Genomic DNA, 3,323 nt, shown 5'->3' on the forward strand with positions numbered 1-3,323 from the left:
GGTGAACCCCGGCCGAGAGGTCGAGGTCGAGGCCCCGGTCGAGGTCGAGTGGCTGCACCGGGGAGAGAAGCCCTCCGGCTCCGCCCTCATCGCCTTCCTCGAGGGGCTGACGGCCGATGACACGGTCGGCCTCGACCCGTTCGTCTTCGTCGCCGCCGAGCAGTCGATCGTCAAGCCGGGCAGGGCACTGCTCGAACGGTGGGGCGTCGACAGTGCGAAAGCAGTCGTGAAGGGGTACTGGAAGCGCGGCGAGGCGGAGTACCACGCGCCGCACTAGTGCGACGTCGGCCGTTGCTGGGAGACTCGGCACATGGCACTTCTGGATCACCTCGGCATCACCGTGACCGACCTCGAACGCGGCAGGGCGCAGTTCCATCCCGTGCTCTCCGCCCTCGGGTATGTCAGCGGCGGAGCGAACGATCATTCGATCTCATGGAACAACGGCGACGAGACCGAGATCATCCTCTACACCTGGGATGACGACGCCACTCCGCACCGGCACGGCCGCGTGGGCTGGCAGCACATCGCGTTCGCGGTGCCCTCGCGCGAAGACGTCGAACGCCTGCACGCGATCGCGGAGGATTCCGGCTGGACGGCTGTGCGCGAACCCAAGGAGTACCCCCGCTATTCGGAGCGCTACTTCGCCTCCTTCGTCGAAGACCCCGACGGCATCCGGATCGAGTTCATGTACAACCCTCCTCGCGAGGCGAGTTGACTCCCGGGCGTGTCGCGCCCTAGGGTGGCAAAGCTGTGCCGATCGGTGCAGCACACCAGCCGAGGAGTCGACGGATGACCGCGCAGCGGAACCTCCCCATCGCCGCGGTCTTGCAGCTTCAGCAGAAGCGCAATGACCGCTACGAGTCGTACCCTCCGGCACGCGTCGTGTGACAGCATCCGCTCTCGCAACGCCCCGTACCGTCAGGTCCGGGGCGTTCTTCCGTTGGAGGCTCCCCTGACCTGTGGCTGAAGACCACCACAAGGAAAGGAATCATGGAGAGGCTCTCCGCACGGCTGCTGTCGTGGGCGTCACTGATCGACGAGAAGACACTCGCTCAGGCGCACACCACGGCCCGCATGCCGTTCATCCACCCGCACCTGGCGCTGATGCCGGATGCGCACCTCGGCAAGGGGGCGACGGTCGGCTCGGTCATCCCGACGCTCGGCGCGATCATCCCCGCCGCCGTCGGCGTCGACATCGGCTGCGGCATGATCGCCGTCCGCACGCAGTTCACGAGGAACGACCTCGACGGGCGCGAGCTCGCCGAGCTCCGGGAACAGATCGAGCGCGCCATCCCACTGTCGGCCGGCCGGTACAACCGCAAGGTCGTGGCCACGGCCGAGCCGCGCATCGCCGCGCTCGAGCAGCTGGCAGAGAAGAACGGCTTCGACCCCGCGCAGTACGCCGGGAACTGGCGTCTGCAGCTCGGCACATTGGGATCCGGGAACCACTTCATCGAGGTGTCGGTGGATGAGCTCGACCGGGTGTGGCTGTTCCTGCACTCGGGGTCGCGAGGCGTCGGCAACAAGATCGCCACCCATCACATCGGTGTCGCGCAGCGGCTCGCGAAGCAGTGGTGGATCGACCTCCCCGACCCCGACCTGGCCTATCTCGTCGAGGGCACACCGGAGTTCACGCGGTACATCCGGGAACTGCGGTGGGCACAGCACTTCGCCCTGCTGAACCGGGAGGAGATGATGGATCGGGTCATCCGCCAGGTGTCGGAGTTCCTCGGCACTCCGGTCGAGGAACAGGAGCGGATCAACTGCCACCACAACTTCACAGAGTCGGAGAAGCACTACGGAAAGCAGGTATGGGTGTCCCGGAAGGGCGCCATCCAGGCGGACGCCGGTCGTCCGGGTCTGATCCCCGGATCGATGGGCACCGCCTCGTACGTGGTGGAAGGGCTCGGTGACCCGCAGTCGCTGAGCTCCTCGCCGCACGGCGCCGGCCGGGAGTACTCGCGGTCCGCGGCGCGACGGACTTTCACTCACGAGCAGCTACGTGTGGCGATGGCCGGCATCGAGTTCCGTGACACCGACGCGTTCATCGACGAGATCCCCCAGGCGTACAAGCCGATCGACCGGGTGATGGCGGATGCCGCGAGCCTCGTGTCGATCCGGCACACGCTGCGGCAGGTCGTCAACGTGAAGGGCGATTGACCGGGACTGGGCGGGGCCTCCCCCGCCCAGTCCTTCCTGCACCGACGCGACGGAGAGCGTGTCATCCACGGATCGTGGGCAACCGATATCTTCGGCTCCTGCGCTCTGGCAGGCTTGCCGGATCGATGCGACGATGAGGGAGTGGGAGTCATGAACGACGCGCAGATCTGGACGATGATCGGGTCGTTCACCGTGCTGATGTTCAGCACGCTCACCGTCGTCTCGACATTGTTCGTCCGCATCCTCCGCAGCGAGATCGGGGGCCTGCGTACGGAGATGAACGGCCAGATCGATGGGCTGCGCACCGAGATGAATGCCCGCTTCGATTCCGTGAACACCCGCTTCGATTCCGTGAACACCCGCATCGACGGTCTCGACCGCGACGTGCAGGCGCTCGTCAAACGCACGTTCGGCCTCGACCGCGAGTGACGATGACGCCTCGACACAGCATCGGGGTGCACCCGGCCGACCGCCACGATGCCTTCCCGGAGAACCCGTGCGGCACGGCTGTCCTGCTCCTCGCCGGATCCAGCGGGCGTGTGGAGGTCGAGCGGGCGGAGATGCTGGCACGGCACGGCGCCCGTGTGAGGGCCATCCGCTGGTTCGGCGGCATCAGCCAGCGCCCTGCCCCGCACGAAGTGCCGATCGAGACCTTTGTCGAAGAGGTGGAGTTGCTGCGTCGTGACGCCGATCGCGTGGCGATCTTCGGAACATCGTTCGGAGCGGAGGCGGCGCTGGTGACCGCGTCCCTGCACCCGATCGATGCGACGGTCGCCGTCGCCCCGTCCTCTGTCGTCTGGGCTGGCAACTCAGAGGGGACCTGGTCGTCGCACTGGACCCGTCGGGGTACCCCGATCCCGTTCGTCCCGTTCGCTCCGTCGTGGACGCCGTCGACCGACCCGCCCGAGTATCGTGCTCTGTACGAGTCGAGCGTCGATCGTGACCCTTCGGCCGCCGCATCCGCCGCGATCCGGGCGGAGGACATCGACGGTGTCGTCGTGCTCGTCGCCGGCGGCGACGACCGGGTCTGGCCCAGCATCCGATTCGCCCGCGAGCTCGTCGAACGCCGCACGGCGAAGGGTCTGGACACGACGGTGATCACTCACCCGGACGCGGGGCACCGACTGCTGCTCCCCGGCGAATCGGCCGTGACCGCAGGAGTG

General features: G+C 67.3%; 5 protein-coding genes. All 5 read left to right on the forward strand.

The window, feature by feature from the left end:
- The coding region (locus DSP71_RS23830) for an SIP domain-containing protein (RefSeq protein ID WP_258546437.1) at positions 1 to 277 on the forward strand (277 nt) is incomplete at its 5' end.
- 33 nt (positions 278 to 310) lie between these two features.
- Positions 311 to 715, forward strand: coding sequence for a VOC family protein (locus DSP71_RS13280; protein WP_113681316.1), 405 nt, complete (start codon positions 311 to 313; stop codon positions 713 to 715).
- Between the two features lie 275 nt (positions 716 to 990).
- The gene (locus DSP71_RS13285; protein ID WP_113681317.1) at positions 991 to 2,160 is read left to right on the forward strand and encodes an RtcB family protein; all 1,170 of its coding nucleotides are present in this window, start codon (positions 991 to 993) and stop codon (positions 2,158 to 2,160) included.
- 150 nt (positions 2,161 to 2,310) lie between these two features.
- Positions 2,311 to 2,589, forward strand: coding sequence for a hypothetical protein (locus DSP71_RS13290; protein WP_218867779.1), 279 nt, complete (start codon positions 2,311 to 2,313; stop codon positions 2,587 to 2,589).
- A gap of 2 nt (positions 2,590 to 2,591) precedes the next feature.
- Positions 2,592 to 3,323, forward strand: a 732-nt coding sequence (locus DSP71_RS13295; RefSeq protein WP_113681320.1) for an acyl-CoA thioester hydrolase/BAAT C-terminal domain-containing protein, incomplete at its 3' end; no start/stop codon positions are given.

It is taken from the genome of Microbacterium sp. H6 (genome assembly GCF_003314775.1).
In the GTDB taxonomy this organism is placed as follows: domain Bacteria; phylum Actinomycetota; class Actinomycetes; order Actinomycetales; family Microbacteriaceae; genus Microbacterium; species Microbacterium oxydans.

Bases quoted from the DNA above. Each gene is read 5' to 3' on its own strand.
- DSP71_RS13280 (WP_113681316.1), top strand. From the start codon at position 311: ATGGCACTTCTGGATCACCTCGGCATCACCGTGACCGACCTCGAACGC.
- DSP71_RS13285 (WP_113681317.1), top strand. From the start codon at position 991: ATGGAGAGGCTCTCCGCACGGCTGCTGTCGTGGGCGTCACTGATCGAC.
- DSP71_RS13290 (WP_218867779.1), top strand. From the start codon at position 2,311: ATGAACGACGCGCAGATCTGGACGATGATCGGGTCGTTCACCGTGCTG.